The organism is Seinonella peptonophila (assembly GCF_900129355.1).
GTDB lineage: Bacteria > Bacillota > Bacilli > Thermoactinomycetales > Thermoactinomycetaceae > Seinonella > Seinonella peptonophila.
This window is the reverse complement of the sequence record NZ_FQVL01000002.1, coordinates 266,712-284,890: the sequence shown is the minus strand read 5'-3', so window position 1 is coordinate 284,890 and position 18,179 is coordinate 266,712. Positions and strand designations below refer to the sequence as shown.

Annotated in this window: 20 protein-coding genes and 1 pseudogene; 15 read left to right on the top strand and 6 right to left on the bottom strand. The window is 39.2% G+C overall.

Translation table 11 applies throughout. The annotated features are described in order from the left end of the window. Positions 1–8 precede the first annotated feature (8 nt). The 14 genes and pseudogenes from BUB71_RS05770 (at position 9) to BUB71_RS05705 (ending at position 13,584) form a co-directional block, all read left to right on the top strand. Positions 9–416 (top strand): hypothetical protein, encoded by a 408-nt coding sequence (locus tag BUB71_RS05770; protein ID WP_073153687.1) that lies wholly within the window; start codon positions 9–11, stop codon positions 414–416. Then, positions 416–736 carry a hypothetical protein gene (locus tag BUB71_RS05765; protein ID WP_073153683.1) on the top strand — a complete coding sequence of 107 codons (321 nt, stop codon included), beginning with the start codon at positions 416–418 and terminating at the stop codon, positions 734–736. Before BUB71_RS05770 ends, BUB71_RS05765 begins: the two co-directional genes overlap by 1 nt. Further along, positions 733–1,164 (top strand): hypothetical protein, encoded by a 432-nt coding sequence (locus BUB71_RS05760; RefSeq protein WP_073153679.1) that lies wholly within the window; start codon positions 733–735, stop codon positions 1,162–1,164. The genes BUB71_RS05765 and BUB71_RS05760 overlap by 4 nt, the downstream gene beginning before the upstream one ends. A gap of 11 nt (positions 1,165–1,175) precedes the next feature. Beyond that, positions 1,176–1,541, top strand: coding sequence for a minor capsid protein (locus BUB71_RS05755; protein ID WP_073153676.1), 366 nt, complete (start codon positions 1,176–1,178; stop codon positions 1,539–1,541). Positions 1,542–1,544: 3 nt separating this feature from the next. Further along, positions 1,545–1,886, top strand: coding sequence for a hypothetical protein (locus BUB71_RS05750; protein ID WP_073153672.1), 342 nt, complete (start codon positions 1,545–1,547; stop codon positions 1,884–1,886). 32 nt (positions 1,887–1,918) lie between these two features. Next, positions 1,919–2,332 carry a phage tail tube protein gene (locus tag BUB71_RS05745; RefSeq protein ID WP_073153669.1) on the top strand — a complete coding sequence of 138 codons (414 nt, stop codon included), beginning with the start codon at positions 1,919–1,921 and terminating at the stop codon, positions 2,330–2,332. Between the two features lie 13 nt (positions 2,333–2,345). After that, positions 2,346–2,645, top strand: coding sequence for a GTA-gp10 family protein (locus BUB71_RS05740; protein WP_073153665.1), 300 nt, complete (start codon positions 2,346–2,348; stop codon positions 2,643–2,645). A gap of 47 nt (positions 2,646–2,692) precedes the next feature. Next, a pseudogene (locus BUB71_RS05735) lies at positions 2,693–3,013 on the top strand (phage tail assembly chaperone); the annotation flags it as partial. 4 nt (positions 3,014–3,017) lie between these two features. Continuing rightward, entirely contained in the window at positions 3,018–5,852 is a 2,835-nt protein-coding gene (locus tag BUB71_RS05730) for a phage tail tape measure protein (protein WP_073153658.1), read from the top strand. Continuing rightward, complete coding sequence (locus tag BUB71_RS05725) at positions 5,853–9,494, top strand: distal tail protein Dit (RefSeq protein ID WP_073153655.1); 3,642 nt, start codon at positions 5,853–5,855, stop codon at positions 9,492–9,494. It begins immediately after the preceding gene. A gap of 2 nt (positions 9,495–9,496) precedes the next feature. Continuing rightward, the gene (locus BUB71_RS05720; protein ID WP_073153651.1) at positions 9,497–12,310 is read left to right on the top strand and encodes a phage tail protein; all 2,814 of its coding nucleotides are present in this window, start codon (positions 9,497–9,499) and stop codon (positions 12,308–12,310) included. 12 nt (positions 12,311–12,322) lie between these two features. Beyond that, complete coding sequence (locus tag BUB71_RS05715; protein ID WP_073153648.1) at positions 12,323–12,604, top strand: hypothetical protein; 282 nt, start codon at positions 12,323–12,325, stop codon at positions 12,602–12,604. 20 nt (positions 12,605–12,624) lie between these two features. Beyond that, complete coding sequence (locus BUB71_RS05710; RefSeq protein WP_073153643.1) at positions 12,625–12,834, top strand: hypothetical protein; 210 nt, start codon at positions 12,625–12,627, stop codon at positions 12,832–12,834. Next, positions 12,835–13,584 (top strand): peptidoglycan recognition protein family protein, encoded by a 750-nt coding sequence (locus BUB71_RS05705; protein ID WP_073153640.1) that lies wholly within the window; start codon positions 12,835–12,837, stop codon positions 13,582–13,584. Positions 13,585–13,605: 21 nt separating this feature from the next. On the opposite strand, the gene BUB71_RS05700 is transcribed toward BUB71_RS05705, so the two are convergent. Both BUB71_RS05700 and BUB71_RS05695 read right to left on the bottom strand, forming a co-directional pair. Further along, on the bottom strand, positions 13,606–13,827 hold the full coding sequence (locus BUB71_RS05700; protein ID WP_073153637.1) for a hypothetical protein: 222 nt from the start codon (positions 13,825–13,827) through the stop codon (positions 13,606–13,608). A gap of 116 nt (positions 13,828–13,943) precedes the next feature. Then, positions 13,944–14,306, bottom strand: a complete 363-nt coding sequence (locus BUB71_RS05695) for a hypothetical protein (RefSeq protein ID WP_073153634.1) — start codon at positions 14,304–14,306, stop codon at positions 13,944–13,946. Positions 14,307–14,466: 160 nt separating this feature from the next. Here BUB71_RS05695 and BUB71_RS05690 point away from each other — a divergent pair, with 160 nt between their 5' ends. Continuing rightward, positions 14,467–14,700, top strand: a complete 234-nt coding sequence (locus BUB71_RS05690) for a helix-turn-helix transcriptional regulator (protein WP_084731151.1) — start codon at positions 14,467–14,469, stop codon at positions 14,698–14,700. Between the two features lie 8 nt (positions 14,701–14,708). Here BUB71_RS05690 and BUB71_RS05685 read toward each other — a convergent pair whose 3' ends face one another. Genes BUB71_RS05685 through BUB71_RS05670 form a run of 4 tightly spaced genes read right to left on the bottom strand, consistent with a single transcriptional unit; the run spans position 14,709 to position 18,170 of the window. Further along, positions 14,709–15,671 carry a toprim domain-containing protein gene (locus BUB71_RS05685; protein WP_073153631.1) on the bottom strand — a complete coding sequence of 321 codons (963 nt, stop codon included), beginning with the start codon at positions 15,669–15,671 and terminating at the stop codon, positions 14,709–14,711. A 16-nt stretch (positions 15,672–15,687) separates the two neighbouring features. Further along, the gene (locus BUB71_RS05680) at positions 15,688–17,076 is read right to left on the bottom strand and encodes a DnaB-like helicase C-terminal domain-containing protein (RefSeq protein WP_073153628.1); all 1,389 of its coding nucleotides are present in this window, start codon (positions 17,074–17,076) and stop codon (positions 15,688–15,690) included. Further along, complete coding sequence (locus tag BUB71_RS05675) at positions 17,073–17,612, bottom strand: AP2 domain-containing protein (RefSeq protein ID WP_073153625.1); 540 nt, start codon at positions 17,610–17,612, stop codon at positions 17,073–17,075. The genes BUB71_RS05680 and BUB71_RS05675 overlap by 4 nt, the downstream gene beginning before the upstream one ends. Beyond that, positions 17,613–18,170, bottom strand: a complete 558-nt coding sequence (locus BUB71_RS05670; protein WP_073153622.1) for a hypothetical protein — start codon at positions 18,168–18,170, stop codon at positions 17,613–17,615. Between the last annotated feature and the right edge of the window lie 9 nt (positions 18,171–18,179).

Sequence of the window (18,179 nt, the reverse complement as noted above, 5' to 3'; positions counted from 1 at the left end):
GTTAAATTATGGCTACTACTGTAACGATTGGTGAGGCTAACACCTATTTTCAGCAGCAGGTTCTTTATTCGCAACCTTGGGATGTACTGGACGATGAAACCAAGATGAAGGCATTAAATAATTCAGAGCGCGTCTTATATCGCTATTATCGGGACCTTTATAACTTGAGCGATTCGTCTAAATACATGCCCAAAGAAGCAGTATATGAACAATCTCTGTGGTTATTGCGTCAAGATGAGTCAGTACAGAAGCAGGATTTTGGTGTAACTGGTTTGGGCGTTTCGGGAATCAACATTCAGATGCAAGGAAATCGAATATCTGAAATAGCACCTGAAGCACAAGCGATCATAGAAGAGGATCAAGAAGAAAATGGAGACGGAAGTTATAACGGTAAGTTTGGTTGGTTGGTGATGTAATGGCTATGATTCCGCTTAGACAAAAAATCACAATCAGACGAAGCAATGGGGAAACGGATGAATGGGGTAATCCAATCGGTATAACTGAAACAGAGTACGCATGTAGAGCCGATGAAGGTTCTTTTTTAGTTCAGGATCAAAATGGAAACGAAATCATGACCTCTCTCAAGGTTTATCTGGAGGGGTTAATTGACGTTTCCTATACGGATCAAATCGAGTTCAATAACGAAGCCGGAATTGTAATAAATAGGGAACCTCAGAAGATTCAGGTGTTACGGGATTTCTCAGGGTTCCCACTTTTTACGGTGGTGTATGTATGAGGATTAAAGTCGATGTTGATGTAGATTTGGGTAAGTTAGATGTTTTAAAGAGTATTATTCCTGAAATTATTGAACAAAGAGTTCAAAATGTAGGCGATTCCCTCGCAATGACCGCAAGCGGAGCAGCTCCACATGATGAGGGAATCTTAGAAAAATCCTATGATGTTACGGTTTCTGGTTCGGTAATTGCTAGTGCAATAGTGGGTTTTAAGGCTACCAATCGAGGATTTGACTATGCTTTGATGATGCATGAAGGAGACTATAATTTGGGTCCTGGTTCGCTGGCTAAATCAGGCGGTATTGGTATGTCTGGGGCTAATTATGCAGTAGGAAGAAAATATTTACATCGACCACTATACGGAGAAGCCAATAAATACACCCAATACATTAACCTTGCGTTAGTTGCTGCAATTCAAGCGTCAAGTTAGTAGGTGATCATTTGAGAATTAATGATTTTAGAGCATTTATTCAAAATCGTTACAGCTATCTAATGTATAACAACGAGTTTCCCGCAATCACAAACAAGAATATTGGTCTGGTACGAATCTTCCCAACTCCAACAACTAACAAAGAAATTAACCGTTTAAATGCTCAAATTCTGATCAAATCAGATAGTATGCAGAAAGCGGAAGCCAAGGCATGGGAGATTTACGAAGATTTACGAATCCAGACCCATTTTTTAATTGGGGACACAATGATTATTTATTGCTCCACCAATCAACCCGAATTTATCCAGTCGGTTGATAGTGGGGCTTTTTTATATTCGGTCAATTTGCAATTAATAACAGACCAACAAGGAGGCTAAAAGATGGCGCGAACAGCTATTACAGTTGGTTCTAGCACTGATGCAGGAATTGATTTAAGCCTAACAACGCCAATTGATAATACAAACGGTATGCAGTTTGTAAATACAGGTCGTGAAGTTTTTGTTGTTGAGAATACAGGCGGATCGAGTATTACAGTTACTCTTCCATTTCAGGATGATCAATTTGGACGTGGAGGACAAAAGGTAGTATCAGTTTCTGCTGGGACTACGAAGGTCATTGGTCCATTTCATCCTGATCTTTATAATCACGAAGGTTCAGGGCTTGTTTATATCGATTTTTCAGCGAATACCGGAACCGTGCAAGCAATCAAAGTTTCATTATAAAAAACTGAAAATTTAGATAGGAGTGTTTTTTTATGCCTAAAGTTGCAGGTGTTGACGTTCTTTTGTATCTCAATACTGGAACTGACGTTTCACCAACATATACCGTTTTGGGTGGTCAAACAGAAGCCACTTTAAACCGTGAAGCTGAAGAGATTGATGTTTCAGCAAAAACAGATCCCGATGATTATGGGGATTTTTTAATTGGAAAGAAAACTTGGAATATCGAATGTGAAGGGTTTTACGTGGATTCTGATACTGCTTTCGATGCACTAGAACAGGCTTTCGAAAACCGCGAACATTTGATGGTAGAACTTCGCATGCCTAGCGGAAAAACCTATAGTGGAACAGTTCGTATACAAGAACTACCTATGGAATTTCCACAAGATGACGGAACTACATTTTCTACAACTTTACTAGGATCAGGACCATTAACAATAACTCCGTAAATGAGGTGAATATATGGCAAATAAGCAAGCTGGTTATGTATCTATCAAACTTGATAAACAACGAAAGTTTAAATATACATTCAATGCATTGGTTGAATTGGAGGATATTCTAGGCAAGGGTTTTGGTCAAATGGAAGGCAACTTTAAAATGAAAGATTTACGATCCATTGTTTGGGCTGGTTTAATACACGAAAGCCCAGACCTAACAGTAGAAGAGGCCGGAGATTTAATTGATCAAGCAGAGTCAATTGAAGCAGTAGCCAAAGCTGCAACGGAAGCAATCGAAATGACGGTTGGGAACAAAAAAAAGTAGACGGAGAAAATGATGAATCAAATAGAGATGGTTGGGATTGGGAAGAGCTTCAGAAAACCGCCTTTGGATTACTGAGGCTCAAACCGTCCGAATTTTGGATATTGACTCCAGTTGAATTTGGTCTAATGGTAGAGGCTAGGTCAGAAAAAGAAAATGAGCGTTGGGAAACCATTCAACATATGCTAGCTTGGCATGCTTCAAATATCATGACTGCAACGAGTGGTAAGAAAGTAACACCTGATAAATTGCTAGGTAAAAAGCAGAAAGAAAACAAGGAATCAAAGAAAATTACTGACATCCAAAAGAGAAAATATGAGGTAAGAAAACAAGAACTTTTAGAGCGTCTAAACTCCAAAAACAGGGGGTGATTATTTGTCTACAGCCAGCGTTACCGCTACATTTACAGCTAATGCAACCCAATTAATGGCTACTTTAGCATCTGTAAAGGCAGCTTTAAAAGCTACTGGTGATTCCATGTCTAAAGTTGGAGCTGACGTGGACTCTTCTATGAAAAAAATGGGTGCATCAGCTACAGTAGCAGCAGGAGAAATAGAATCAGCAGGAGCGAAAAGTTCAGCCGGGATGAAAAAGAGCTTTGGCGAATTGGATAATACCATGAAAAAATCAGGCATAAATATGCAAGAAATCGGTCTTGGTATGGGTGCAGCGATGACTGTAGCTGGAGCTGCTATAGCAGTTGGATTAGGTGTAGCAGTATCAAAAGCGGCTGATTTTGAGGCTCAAATAGATCGAGTTGGAGCGATTTCAGGCGCATCAAGTACTGATATGCAAAAGCTAAGACAGTCAGCATTAGATTTGGGAGCATCAACAAGTAAAAGTGCAACCGAAGTAGCACAAGGTATGGAGTTAATGGCAGCTAGTGGTTATAAGACTAATGACATAATCGCAGCTATGCCTGGTGTAATTGCAGCAGCAGAAGCAAGTGGTGAAGATTTTGCAAGAGTGACTGAGGTTGTTACCAGTGCCTTAAATGGTTTTGGACTTGAAGCGAAAGAAGCGACAAGAGTTGCGGACATTATGGCTATGTCTGCTAACCAATCAAGAGCGAGCGTTGATGATTTAGGGTTTGCTTTCAAATATGCGGCTCCAGTCGCAAAGCAATTAGGGGTATCAATAGAAGAACTTGCGGCAGCTACCGGAATTATGGTAGACGCGGGGCTAGAGGGTTCCCAAGCAGGAACAACATTACGAATGGCTTTTTTACGATTAGCTGATCCACCAAAAGAAGCTAAAGCGGCAATCGAGCAATTAGGAGTTACTTTATTTGATGCTCAAGGAAAAATGTTACCTATGGGAACAATTATCGGGCAGTTGTCTGAGAAATTTAAAGGGATGTCACAACAGCAGAAAGTAGCAGCAGCCTCTACTATATTCGGGACAGAAGCAGCAACTGGAATGTTAGCTGTAATAGATAAAGGACCAGCAAAATTCAACTCCTTTACCAATGCACTTAAAAATTCAGGTGGAGCGGCGCAAGAAACAGCAAAGAAAATGAAAGACAATTTAAAAGGTGCTATGGAACAGATGAGCGGTTCATGGGAAACCTTAGCAATTAGCATAGGTACAACCTTAACCCCTGCCGTTCGAGCAGCCGCAGACGCAATAAAGGTAATAGCTGATGCTTTCAACTCACTACCAGCACCGGTTCAAAGTTTCATAGGAATTGCCTTAGCAGTCGTTTCCGCTTTGCTGTTAATAGGTGGCGTTGTCATGATGGCTTATTTTGGTCTGCAAATGCTAGCTACATCTGTTGGAATTGCTGCTAGTTCTTTGGTTGGGATTATTGCTGGTGTTGCTGGTGCAATTGTGGGAATCATCGCGTTAGGTGCTGTATTTGTTTATGCTTACAATAAAATAGCTTGGTTCCGTCAAATGGTAGATTCAGCCTGGTCTGCAATTAAGGCGGGTTTTGCGGCTGTAGTAGCTTTCCTACAACCAGCCGTCCAAGCCGTGGTTAATTTCGTGGTTCAGCAGTGGCAACGAATACAACAATGGTGGTCCCAATCGGGTCCAATGATTGTTCAAGCGGCGCAAAACGTTTTTAATTTTTTGAAAATCATTATCACTGGTGCGATGAATGTAATTATGGCAATATTCAGTTTTGTATGGCCTGCCATTCTCGCTATCATTACTTTCGTTTGGTCTAGTATTAAAGGTGTCATCTCCGGTGCGTTAGGGGTTATTATGGCGGTTATCAATATTTTTGCTGCTCTTTTTACTGGAAATTGGTCAGCATTGTGGGAAGCGGTTAAAAGTTTACTTTCTAATGCCCTTACATTGATCTGGAATTTATTTAACTTGATGCTGGTTGGAAGAGTATTTTCAATAATAAAAGCGTTTGGAACTAAAGCACTTTCTTTTTTCAAATCTACCTGGTCAAGTATTTCAAGTGGGGTTTCTAATTTTTTGTCAAGAATTGGTAGTTTTTTTACATCAAAATTTAATGCTATCAAAAGCTATATAACATCTGTACTGAATTCCATTAAAAGTTATTTTTCGAATATTTTTAATTCTATTTCCAGTACTGTATCAAGTATCCTAAGCCGGATATATTCCGCTATTTCTTCCCGTTTTAACGCGGCTAAATCGGTGGTTATGTCAGCTATTAATTCTATGCGATACACAATCCAAAGCGGGTTTAATGCAGCAGCTAGCACTGTATCAAATGTTGCTAGTAGAATCAGAAGCCTTTTAAGTGGTTTAGCATCTCAGGCCATGTCATGGGGCAGAAATTTGATTAATATGTTTGCTCAGGGGATACAATCAGCAGGAGCAAAGGTAATTGCAGCAGCTAAGAATATAGCTGATAAAGTTAAAAGTTTCCTTGGATTCTCTAGCCCGACCGAAAAAGGTCCAGCTAGTGATTCCGACACTTGGGCTCCTAATTTTGTTGATATGTTCGCTCAGGGATTAAACGCCAATAGCTCCAAATTAAAAAGTTCTGTTTTGGGTTTAGCCTCTGAAATGAGTCTACTTAGTAATGGGGTTACCGTCTCTGGATACCAAACAGTAGCTATGACCTCCATACCATCAACTAATACGGGTCAAACATCTGCATCAACAGGTGACATATTGATCACAGGTAATACATTCAATGTCCGAAACGATAACGATATTAAGGAAATAGCGCGAGAAATAAGACGACAGGAAAATCAAGAGCTTAGAGCAAAGGGGAGGATTATATAGATGTTTTCATACAATGACATACATGGAACCGTGTACTTTGATAAGGTATTAGATGTTATTCGCGGAATGGCTCCATCTTCTTCTCCTTTGCTCCAAAAGATCACGGGAAAAGACGGGGCTTATTTTTTTGGTGTGGATACGGATGTTATGGAGTTTGAAATAAAGGTACTGGTTAAGGGTAAAACAAGGGCTGATTTATGGACGAAGATTCGAAAAGCTAACGGATGGTTAAAGAAAAAGGAACTAAAAAAGCTAGTATTTGATGATGAACCTGATTTATATTATGAGGCTATTTGTGTTGATGCTTTGGACATTGATGAGATTTTAGAATTTGGAATCGGGACTATTAAGTTTCTCGCTCCTGATCCTTACGCAGTAGGACAATCTAAGAGTCAAAGGGTTTCTTCTCCTGCTGCTATATTTGAGCGAAATGGGATTCGATATAGGGATAATGGAACCGAAGTAACTGAGCATTTTCCTGTTTACAAGAACGGAAAGTTTAATGAGGCTGTTTTAATCGAAGAGGGCACTACTAATCTACTAACATCTGCTTCAACTCCTGCAATAGAGGAAAAAACGGTAACAATAGGAGATGATTACTATCTATCCTTGGTAGGTGGATCAGCAACGATCGAACATAAAAAAGTTGAAGCGATAACTAAGACCACTCTGGATAAAGAAGGTACAAATGTATCTTTTACAAAAAACAACTTTGTAACAGGTGGAACTCATTCTAATACATCAACTAATGGATTGAATAATCTTGTACTAGGTACAACTGGAACCCAGACAAACATAAACCATACCTTAAATACCGATTTTTCAGGTACAAACATCAATACAGAGGTAGTGGGTAATTCAATTCGTCTAAAAAAACAAGGAACCGACATGAGTGTAACAGAAACGTTAAATGCCGAATTTGCTCAAGGAACAAGGAGTTCAAGGGTTATTTTGTCTGGGGATAATGTCAAGCTAGATACTCCTCAATGGGAGTTTTCGGATAATATGTCAAGTTGGACGACAAACTGGACGGGCTATGATGCAAGTACGAATGGACTAATTAGTCAACAATCTGGATTTACTCGGATCAATGTAACGACAAACCAGGCAGTACCAACAGGGATGCAATATCAGAATGCTTTGATTGCATTTGCATCCACGATATCATTTCGCGCCAAGGTCACAGGAACTGTTCGGTGTATCTTAGAAAATGGGGCTAATTATATCTATACAACTTTAACACCATCAGCTTCATATGCTTGGTATCACATTCGTTTCACCAATACAACAACTGTATCGCAATATCTAAATGGGACACTGCAAAGTAGTGCTGTAACAGGGACTGGAACCTCAGCGATTAAGAGAGTAATGCTGTTTGTACCTCAATCTGCCACTGGATCATTAGATATTGATCAGTTTTATGCTGATTGGGGATTCGATAAGGGAGCACCCGCAGCCAATAACCTTTGGACAGGAACCTATACAAGTAAGGGTTATAACTTAACTTCTTTGGGTGCTTTAGGTTCCAAAACTGTATCCCAAAACACGGTTAATACTACAGTTGATGGAACAGGAACTATCACAGTCACAACTGAAACAGGTACAATTAACCCTGATACGTCTATAACATGGAGCGGTAGCGATACAATAACGCCTGGTACAACAACAATTAATAAAGCTATTAGGTATATAGTGACGTTTACAACAAATGATCCAGGTGGGGATTTACAATTACAAGACTGTACTATGTCATTTATATCGGGACTATTTCAATCTGGAACATACGAATCTCAACCAATAGATATTTCCAGTGTACGAAGAGCTGGAAATACTTCCAGTGTTTGGGCTGTCTCAAATGAGGAGTTTGGAGACCCAACGGTCGATTTTGCTTTGTCAACAAATGGAGGTTCCAGTTATGGGGCCTGGACTGCGGGGATTTGGTTTGGAGCAATACCAGGAATTACAAATAGTACCGATCTAAGAAATGCTCGTTTAAAATATCGGGTGAATTTCACATCTAGTTCGGTTACTCAAACGTCTAGCTTTGATGATATATCTTTATCGTTGACGAGTAACACGTATAAGCCTTCAGGATCATACACATTAGATCCAATCAACATAGCGGCTGTGGGAAAGGCAGGTACTTTTTATCAAGATTGGTTAAATACTTTGCCTACTAATACTACTTTAGCTGTTCTTTCTCGATTATCTTTAGATGGTGGCTCAACGTGGTCAAGTTACGTGTCTTCATCCAATGGAGGAGCCATAAATGGGATTACTCAAAGCACCAACTTATCTAACGCTCGATTACAATATCGGTTTGATTTGGCTACAACTGATGATTTTGTAACACCATTAGTTTCCTTTTTTGAGTCGGTTTTAACTTCCGGATATTTACCTAGCCAAACTGTTTCAATTACACCAACCAACGTTTCCAATATTGGCTTAACGTCTGATTCTGTTATGACTTGGAGTCAAACAACGCCAACGAATACAGCGATTTTAGTAGAGTACAGTCTAAACGGTAGTACCTATGTTCCAGTTACAAGTGGAACCGACTTTCTTAATTTAGGTGAGAATTTAACAGGGAAAACGCTCTATTTAAAATATACTTTGTCTACTTCAGACACCAATGTAACACCTACAATAGGCAGTACTCTTACATGGTTAATCCAACAATCAGAACCAAACAAAATAAAACCAGTAACAACAAAAATAGTCCTAACTCCAACCTTAGTTAGTCGTTGGCAATTGGAACATAAAAAATACGGTACAGGTTGGCAAGTATACGGAACGGCTAGAAATGATGAAAGCCTAAAAATCAACATCCACGAGCTTGTAACGGATGGATTGAACTCAGGTACAATCGATCTTTTTTTGTATGAAGAAGGCGAAAATTACCAAGATCGATTTATTATGTCAACCGATGATAACACCTATCGATTAGCTGTCAAACGAGATTCATTGGGTAATTACAAAGTTTATCTAAACGGTTCGGAACAGATGAGTTTTCCTGCTCCTGTTATTGGATGGTTCCATCTGGGGCTAACATGGCAAGGATCAAACGCGAAGATTTACATTGATGGGGTTGAAATGGATAGCACGACTTTGGGATCAAATATCAATTTAGGTGCAGCTAGATACCTCTATTTGGGTTGTGACCATAACAAACAAAATCAATGGAACGGTGTTTTAGATGATGTAGTTATATCTTATGATGAAAAACCATCTTCCTATTTTGAGAAACGATTAGTAGCGACAGAGGGTTATAATTCAACCATTGAATCAGAGGTATTTCCATTTGACAACTCATTAGGGGCCTTGAATGACAACACAATCGATTATATGGGAACGGCAGAATCATATCCGATTTTTACAGTTGAATTTGTTTCTAATGCTTCCTATTTCCGCGTATCAAATGGGGCTGATTATGTCCAGATAAATAAAAACTTTGTTGCAGGGGATAAATTAATAATCGATTGTGGAGCAGAAAAAGCAACCTATAATACCTCAATTCCGTTAGCTATGGTAGCTATAGATTTGGATAGTGATTTCTTTTCTGTTAAATATGGGGATTCTATCATCGCTGAACCTTCAGGAGTTGCCTTAGTAGATATTGAATATAAGGAAAGGTGGGTGTAGCTTTGGAAAAAATTTGGATACTGAATAGAAATGAGGAATTATTAACCGGACTACAACAAAGCGGTTCGGTTTTTTTATTGGATGCTGTTCATAAGGAGCAAATCAATGGGGTCAATACGTTTGAATTTGTGATTCCTTCTGATCATGAAAAAGCTCAGTATGTTCAGGAAGAGAACATTGTATTAGTTAAGGACTTAGAGAATGATTGGTCAGAATTCGCGATCAAAGAAATCGAAGATGAGCATTCAGACGGGCTATTTAAAAAGGTATATTGTGAACACGCTTCGTGTGAGCTTCTGGACGATGTAATCAGGGATATTCGACCGGAAAACCGAGACGCTGAATATATGCTGAATCAAGTTTTACAAGATACCCGATGGAACGTTGGATCGATTGCAGATACTCCAAATGCAACTCACGTTTTTTATGATAAGTCGCCTTTGCAATGTATCCATGAAGTCCTTGAGTTGTTTGGTGGTGAGCTGAGATTCAGAACTGAATTTATAGGCAACCAGATTACTAATCGGTATGTAGACCTCCTCACTCAACGAGGACTAAACAGGGGCAAAAGGTATGTACACGGAAAAGATGTAACCAATGTCAAACGAACGGTTAACACTGATAACCTAGTTACTGCTCTTGTTGGTCGTGGGAAAGGAGTCGAAAACGAAGAGGGTACAGGTTATGGTAGAAAACTAGATTTTAAGGACGTTGTATGGATGACTCCCACGAATCCAGTATCTAAACCATTAGGACAGGATTGGGTAGGTGATTCAGACGCTTTACTTCAGTTTGGGCGACCTGATGGATTAGGTGGGTTGAAGCATCGTACTAGAAGTATTGATTTTGAGGATGAAGAGGACTCAACGAAGTTATTAGAAAGAACTTGGGAAGCATTGCAGGAAATGAAAGAACCTGTATTTAGCTATGAATTGAGTGTCATTGATTTACACAAAGCCCACGGATACGAGCATGAATTTGTAACCCTTGGTGATACTGTCGCGGTTATTGATCAGAAATTTAACCCTGAATTGAGGCTTACTGCTCGTATCCTAGAAATGGAACGTGATTTGATTAACCCTCAAAATACTAAAATCGTACTTGGAAACGTGTTTCAATACTCCTCTAATGTTGAGCGTCAATTACAGATAAGGGACAAGGTTTTAGATCAAACAATTAATACATCATGGTTAGACGGCTTTATTGATGCACTACAAAACGAGGTCGTAGGCGGAGCAGGAACTGTAAGGCATTCGAGCGATGGTTTATTGATCCTAGATAAACCAGCAGAGCAAAATCCAACCAAAGCTATTTTAATGAACAATGGAATTATAGCCTTATCCAATACCCGTGTTTCAGGTGGTGATCCTGGAACGGCTGGAGGTTGGGATTTTTCTAATGGTACCTTTATTACAGGTGATGGTGCATTTGCAGATAAGATAGTAGCCGGAACAATGCTTGCTGACCGGATACGTGGAGGAGATTTCTACCTCGGTGGGGTTGTTAACGGGATAGGTAAAGATGGGAAATTCTATCTTGTCAATGCCGAGGATGACATAGTTTGCCAGATGGACGCTCAAAGGGTTGGATTTGACCGTTTATTTGTTGGGACTCTTTCAGGGAACAACGTGGTAACTAAAAATTTTGAAAATATCACGTACTATGTAAATCCTGTTACTGGGTCTGATAACAATGATGGTTTAGCCACTGGAACAGCGTTTAGGAGCTTACAAATGGCAATCGATCAGATACCGGAGATAAACGAGGGTGTAATTACAATCAATATTGCCTCCAGTTCTACACTTAACGAAGTGATTGAATTAAAGGGGAAAAGTGGTAGTGGCAGAATTGTAATTGATTTTGGAAATTCAACCCTAAACGGGTACATTCGAATTGGCTCGTGTTTACAAAGAATTACGCTCAAAAACGGAACCATAATCCACAATGGTGAACAACACTTTGAAGATTCTAGCGTATATTCTTGTGTCCGTGTACTCGTATCCAATTGGGTAGTATTGGATAACATGACTTGCCATGCAAAAAATCTGGCTCTTTATTGTGTAGCTGCTGAGGGTGGTAATATGGTTGTAACTAATTCACGCTGCTTTGGGGCTACTGATTCGCTCGTATATGCAACTGTTGGTAGCGCTATAAAGGTTGTTGACGTTGGTGGAACAGGGACTGTTGGATTAAAGGCAAGCGATTCAAGTATCATAGCTGGGTTTGGTTATCGACCTGATACCACTACACCAACAGCAAACCCCCAAGGTGGTCAAGTTACTGGGGTTTGGGGTTCAACAGACCCCGGAGGTACAGCACCAGGAACAAGCCAACCAGGAAAGAAAACATGGACTGCCACGAGTGCCTATAGTTGGGATACTTCTTTTGGCTGGAATGGAGCGTTTCCAAGGCAAGGTGATCCTTCGAGATGGTCTCCAGGGATGGGCTTATGTCGTGGGCTTTGGTTCTTTAATTACTCTGATATCGTATCTACTCTTTCGGGGAAAACAGTTCAATCAATTAGAATCTACATTGAGCGTGAAAGCAAAGGCGGTATATACACAAACGTCCCTATTCACTTTTGGACCCATAACAATACAGGTGCTACAGGTGGACAACCAACGCTATCTAATAGTGCTGGATCTTTAGCGAGCTTTAAACCAGGAGAGAAAAAGTGGGTGACTTTGCCGACTTCATTAGGGAATGCATTAAAAGCAGGAACGGCAAAGGGGATTGCTATTTTTATCAACAATTCGAATTCTGATTATTACGCCAAATTTAAACCATCAGCAACGCTTGAAATCACCTATACGTAAGGAGGGGAGAAAATGTCTGACAATGGAGTCATTATATCTACAAAGGAGATGTATGCAGTTCTTCAGGAAATCAAAAGTCAAGTAAGTATCATACAGACAGAAGTACGCAATATTGGGGCTACTGATGAGAGAAGCAGGCAAGCGTTGGAACTTGCTAATGATGCACTACAAAAAGCAGCCGAATTAGAGAAGCAGATTGACAAAGTAGAACGATGGTATTGGTGGATAATAGGTACTCTACTGACTACAATTCTGGGTATTGTAAGTGGATTTATCTTTACTTTTATAAAATAAAAAATGAGAGGTTGATATCAATGAATTTAATATCAGTCATTTTAAGGGACCCAAAAGCGGCGGGTCTCTTATTTGCGTTTTTAAAAGTATTGTTTGCATCAGTAGGTGTAAATATCACGGATGGTCAGTTGTTGCAATGGGAAGAATTTTTTAATTTGGTTTGTAGCATTGCAATAGCTTTGGGGATTTTTGGTTATAGTCCAACTGACAGCAAAGGGGTTGATAAATAGATGAACATCATACAAAAGTTAATACCACTGAAATATAAGCGTATTCGTCCAGGGACAAAAAGAACACCATTGTTCGTGACGATCCATGAGACGGATAATCAGGGTAAAGGAGCAACCGCAGCAGCACACGCAAATTTGCTTTATAACGGCAATAATGAACGAGTCGCAAGTTGGCATTACACAGTCGATGAAGATTCTATTTATCAATCAATTCCTGATAACGAAATAGCTTGGGCTTGTGGGGATGGATCAAACGGGACTGGTAATAGGCAAAGTATTTCAGTAGAGATTTGTGTTAACCAGGACGGAGCTTTTACCAAAGCAAAAGAGAATGCTGCTGAATTAGTTCGCTATCTCATGAATAAACATAATATCCCAATCAGTCGAGTTGTCCAACACAATCATTGGAGCGGCAAGGATTGTCCCAGAAATATTCGTAAAGAAGGATGGGGTAAGTTTATATCATTAGTTAATGGAACAAGCGAACCTCAGAATTACGATGACAACATTGAGTATCACCGATTGTTGAAAGTAACAGACCCGATGATGAGAGGAAAAGACGTTGAACGGGTGCAAAAACGACTACAGTCAAAATCAATTGATGGCATCTATGGGCCTGCTACAAAATCTGACGTTGTGAGTTGGCAAAGGGTGCACGATGAGCAAGGAAATGTGGTGAAATCAGGGAAAGGTCTAGTGGTTGATGGGATTGTCGGTGAAAAAACTTGGAAGGCTTTGTTTGGAGCATGAAAAAAGCCCCAATAGTGGGGCTTAGTAATTATAATCAATCGGTTCATTGTAATCGTTAAAGCTCATCCGATCACGAGCCTCTATTATCTCATCCTTATACTCTGTTCTCAGTTCATCAAATTCCTCGTCATCCAAATTAGATAATTTTAAACCACGAACTGCAAGCCATTGATTGAAATTCCATTCATCGCTTTCATGACCCGCAAATTCGGTAGAAAACCCAGCCAAGTAGTAAGTAGACATTTATATCGATCTCCTTAGATGTTAGATGTATTTGAAAGGCTCCAAGCAGGAGCCTATTCTGGTACAATGACATTAGATTTACTTTGCCCTTCGATGCTTGGCGGCGCTGGAGGGCTTTATTTTTTTGCTGATTCCATAAAATCAAACCAGGTGAATTCTACTTCTTCACCGTTGTCGGGCAACTTAGTAATAGTGCCTCGGTCGAATATTGGGTATGCTTTTTTTTCCTCCTTGATTTCTACCCCAGTGGAGCAGTGAGGGCAGGTGATGTATTCAGCGACTGTAGAGCGTGGATATTTGAGTGCTGCAAGCTCTTCCGCTAATTCGTGCTCAACACCTTTGTCAGTTAGGTGGAACAGCAAGTCATAGTACATATCGTTTATTTCGCGGTATTTTGGGTTGTTTACCCGCTTACTGTCTTTGCAGCAATCACATTCAACTTCCATTTTCATACTTTCCATAAGTTCGAAAAAATTCATCTAAATCATCTCCTTGGTGTTCTTGTCGTTGTTTTCCTCCGACATCTCTTATATTACAACCTGAGATTTAAAATGTCAACATAAAATTGAAATTTTTCTTTATTTATTTCAATCTGATGTTATAATTGCATATATCAAGTTGATAAAGGAGATAAGCATCATGGAGATTAAATCAAAACTTGAAAGTGTATTGCGTGAACATAAAGAAGCAGGAAATAAAATTAGCAAGGGTTGGCTTGCTTCTGAATTAGGGGTAAGTCGTCAATCAATCACTAATTACATAGATGGTAAGTATTACCCAACCCTAGATAAAGCGTTACTAATGGCTAGGCTTTTAGATCGCAAAGTTGAAGACATTTTTGAGTTGAAAGAAAGAGAGAGCGACCTTCAATAGGTCGTTTTTTATAAGGACAAAAGTAATTGGTTAAACTTTCTTGATGCTCGTAATATTGTCTCTGCATTCCCAACTTCATTCAAGTCCTTACATCCATACGGAAATGAAACGTCAAACAAATTCAAAGCAGAACCCAAACCCTCTATAATATCCCGTTTTAATTTCTCTCCTGCTTCATCATTATCGGTTGCGATGATAAGGTTTTTTATATTGGTTTGCAAAATTAGATTCTGCTTTTCCTTTGTCCAACTTGTCCCACCTGTTGCAAGGGATGGAAAACCAGCAGTCATAGCAGTCATAGAATCTATTTCAGCCTCGGTAATAACTGCTGTATCTAAATAAGGCTTCTTGTGGAAAATATCGATCCCATATAACAGTTGTCTTGTAGCAGTACTACCTTTCTCGTACCAGAAGAATTTAGAATCGATCCTTCTATATTTGATTGTAGCTATTTCTCCATTTGGGTGGAACCAAGGTATAGCGATAGCATTTTTTTCTTTGCTATACCCAATATTTAAAGCTGCTTGTATCTCTCTAGGTATCCCTCTATTCACTAAATAAGGGTGGGGTTCTATCCCTTGGAGTAGGGCAGGGGAGAGGGTTATTTTATTTGTTCTTTGTTCTGATACATAACGAAGTGGACGCAAATAAAAATCCCCATTTCCAGGGGATTCTATAGGGCCGTATTTCTCTAATAGGTATTCTTCAATTTCTTCTTTTGTTTCATCTCGAAGATAGGAGAGAAGGGTTATAAAATTTCCCTTCTCAAATTCAATCCCACCACTGTCTCCCCATGCACCAGCAGGTGCACGATCTGAATCATAGAGCCAGCAATAGAATGATGGTCTATTATCGTCACGGAATGGTGAGCACGCAATAAGTTTTTCATGACTCCAAGTAGCTTGTTCCCATTCGAATTCATTCAATTCTTCCTCAACATCGACTGGAATGTCTAAGCCTCTTATGATCAAGTTTTAACCCCCAATTTTAAAATGGTAAATCCCCTGATTTTTTAAACTGCTCTTTGGATTCTTCTGGACTTGGTAGCTCACGGACGATACCGTAATTAGGGAGAAAAATTGTTTCTACTATTTGATCCTCTCCACCGAATCTACCTTTGCCTAGTTTTATAATTCCTTTCCCATCCAACGAATCTATACCCATAGTCAGACTTGAGTCTTCCAGTAGTTGCATACTTTTTTTCATTTCATCTCGTGATGGAGCTTTTAATATCCGTTGGTCATCTTGATATTGAGCTTTGGTTTCTTCAGCTTGGGTTACAAAGTGGATCACTGTATTCGTACGACCTGACATGTGTTTGATTGCTTTACTTGTCTCGGCTAATCCCCCACCTTTTGTTCCAGTTGTATTTTTCTCCATGTTCATAAGATATATAGGGTCGATTACTACAACATCAGCTCCTATCTGCTCGATTTCCATTTCAAGTTGTTTTACATTTTTTATATCAAAGCTTTGGTCATCGACTGTTCTAAAAATAATTTCTCCTGCAAGTGTTTGGTTGAGTGATTCGGCAAAGGCTTTTAATGCTTGTTTATAATCAGGTGATAGTTTAGTCATCAATATTTCTTTTGCTGGGAATCCAGCCTCATAGTCAACGCCTTCAACGGCTGTATTAAATAGTCCTAATTTAGCTGAACTCGAAGTATAAGCACGGCAATAAATTTCAAAGGCACTCATTTCTAAACTCCAATATAGAACCGTTGCTCCTTGGGTTGCTGATTCTATTGCTTCCTCTAAACAAAAAATAGATTTACCTCGACCACTTCGACCATACCAACAATAGGCATTTCCAGCCATAAAACCCCCACCTAAAGCTTTATTAATGGTGGGGAATTTTGAAGGCCATATTTTAAACGAGTTTCCACTTTCTCTATTTTCGTACTCAGTGAAGAACCAATCATAGTCTTTGGTAAAACTCAACCCGATTTTAGATGAAACTTTGGTTTTCGCTTTGATTTCTTGTAACTGCTCAATCATCCAGTCTAATGTTTCGTTACCAGGTAATTTATTTATTTTGTTCTCAACTGTTTCCATTTTTTTATGAGGGTCGTTGGACATAACTTGGCCCTGAATTACACGTAGGATTTCGTACTTTGCAAATTCGGATTTGATTTCTTCTGCAAGAACATTAAATGAGCTATTTACATTGGGTACATAAAGAAACCCCTCAACCGCGAGAGTTAGTTCCTCAGGGCTAGGAGTCGTCGAATTCTTTTCTATAAACTTCTTAAGGGCTTTGTATGTGTCTATCTCATCTGATGTAATGAAGCATTGCTGAGTAATTCCATATTGGTCAAAGGCTTGCGGATTCTTTGAATCCACCATTCTACTGAAAAACTTCATAGAGCTGTTCATATAACATTCTCCTTCTGATCCATAGCAGAATAGGGCATGTGTTCTTTACGAAATGCGATAACAGCAGCTTCTGCCTCATGTAAATGATCAAAAAAGCCCAGGTGATTTTGTTTTCTGTTGATAGTTGCGTATGCTCTCCATTTTCCTGATGACTTCTTCCAACTCACACCTCGAATATTTGAGGTTTTATTATGCTTACGAGCACCTTGTAAGTTCTGGTTATTTTCCCCCTTTGTACAAATTCTCAAGTTAGATTTACGATTATCGAATCCGTTGTGATTAATGTGATCTACTAGTAGGTGTGAAGGACAATTCATGATGAATCGATGCAGTCGGATTTCAATCCATTTGTCAGTGAGGGCCATTTTAGTATTAGTGACTGCATAATTAGCAGAAGCCTTTTTCCACTTACGCCCCAAATCTATTAACCTAGGCAGATCCTCGGTATCAATCAAAACCTCATGAACATCCCCATTTCTACGGACAATAAAAAAAGCCGTGGTTTCTCCACGAACTTCATAATCATTGAAAGGCATTTAAATCCCTCCATTTTTATTTGATTGCTTATGGTTACGTGCTTTCTTGTAGAAGTGATCCAACCTTTTCACCCGTCTCAAATATTTCTTATCTTTGAATAGGTTATAAAGATCTAGGTAGGTGTTGATTCGATCTTCTAAACCTTGTAAGTATTGATCTTTAGTCAATTTTTCAATGACTAAAATATCAGTTTCTAGTATTTGAATGAATTGAAGTTCATTGTTTTTATTGCGCTTGGCTAACAGATATTCATGTTCTTGATGTTTACTCTTATATCCTAAATGTTGATAAATTTGATATTCTCCCTTGAGTCCGGTTACCTTGGCAATTGCTCCAATCTCCAAATTTGGGTTCTGAATATCTTCCTTATGGCACAATTCATCTTCAAAATAGATATCATCCAGATCACCATCAATAGCAAGTGACGTAAGGTATACAGGTACGCCACCAGATTTGTGGATTCTAACAAGCTCAATTACTAGGTCAGTATTTGGGTAATGTTTAGAAACCACAATGTCACCTACATTAAATTTAGCTGGTTCAAATTGCTCCATCATATTATCAAC